At 59.4% G+C, this 1358-nt stretch carries 1 protein-coding gene; it reads left to right on the top strand.

Translation table 11 applies throughout. The features are described 5' to 3' along the window. The first annotated feature begins 64 nt into the window (after positions 1–64). The gene (locus ACXJL8_RS41160; RefSeq protein ID WP_456624362.1) at positions 65–1117 is read left to right on the top strand and encodes a SphA family protein; all 1053 of its coding nucleotides are present in this window, start codon (positions 65–67) and stop codon (positions 1115–1117) included. Positions 1118–1358 lie beyond the last annotated feature (241 nt).

The following is a 1358-nucleotide window of genomic DNA, read 5'->3' as shown; positions in this document are numbered from 1 at the left end:
CCTCACTGGTTCGCCGACCGCTCTTGGTCGCTGCCATCGGTTGCAAGTACCGCGGAGGTTGGCAATGGGATTAATCAACACGAGAATCCGGGTCATTGACTGTGCGGTAACGGCTGCAGTTCTCCTGCTTTTTCCTGGAGTCACACGAGCCGACGAGGCTGGCTCTTCATTCTGGTTTCCGGGTCAGTTTGCTAGTCTCGTCGCCGTGCAGCAGACACCGGGCTGGGCGCTCAGTGTCATCGACTACCATTCCAGCGTCGCCGCCGCGGGGAGCGCTGCTGCGGCCAAAGAGATTCTGGCCGGCAAAATCCCCGGCAACGTCAACGTCAATTTGAATCTGAGTCTGAACGGGCGGGCCGATCTGGTCGGCCTCGCGCCATCGTATACTTTCGCGACGGCGGTGCTTGGCGGTCAATTGGTCGTAGGCATGTCCGGCCAGTACGGCAGAGCCGCCGCCAGTATAGCCGGAACACTGACAGCGATAGCCGGACCGATTGTGGTGACGCGCACCGGAATGCTCGAAGGCTCGCTTATCTCCTACGGCGACCTCGCGCCATTCGCTGAACTGCTATGGAACCATGGCGTCAACAATTACATGGCCTACGTCACGGGCAATGTTCCCGTCGGCGACTATGATCCGACGCGGATTCCCAATATCGGGCTCGGGCACGGCGCGATCGACATTGGAGGCGCCTATACCTATTTCGACCCGGCGGCAGGAAACGAATTCTCGGGCGTCGCCGGCCTTACCTACAATTTCAGGAATCCCGACACCCAGTACCGGAGCGGCATCGATTTCCACTTCGACTGGGGCGCATCGCACTACCTCACCAAGCAGCTTTTCGTCGGCATTGTCGGATACGCCTACCAGCAAATCACCGACGATTCCGGCCAGAGCCCGATCCTCGGTGGCTTCAGGTCACGCGTTTTCGGTGTCGGTCCGCAAATCGGGTACAGCTTCCCGGTCGGAGACATGCAGGGCTCCCTTGGTCTGAGGGGATACGGCGAGTTCGGTGCGGCCAACCGTCCGTCGGGATGGAATACCTGGCTGACGTTCACGATTTCCCCGTCCGCGCCTGCCGCCACAGCGCCCACGAAGCATCTGGTTTTGAAATAAACCTCGTGCCAACTGGACGTCGGCTGCGATCGGCCGATGTCTCAAATGGGTCAAAAGCAGCGGTGGACGCCAATTTGGATCGGCGTCCGGTCTACCCCTGACAACCGACATGACAAGCGTTCAATCGACCTTCGGCTAAGGGACCAAGAGGCGACATCGCTCACTTGGTTGTCGTTTCGAAATCTTTGCCGACTTCCGATAACATTGGCGCTGTTACCTTCTTTCAGACGCCGCCCGAAGC

The sequence above is a fragment of the Bradyrhizobium sp. P5_C11_2 genome, from assembly GCF_054049755.1.
The sequence above is the reverse complement of the archived record's forward strand: the minus strand, read 5'-3'. Positions and strand labels throughout refer to the sequence as shown.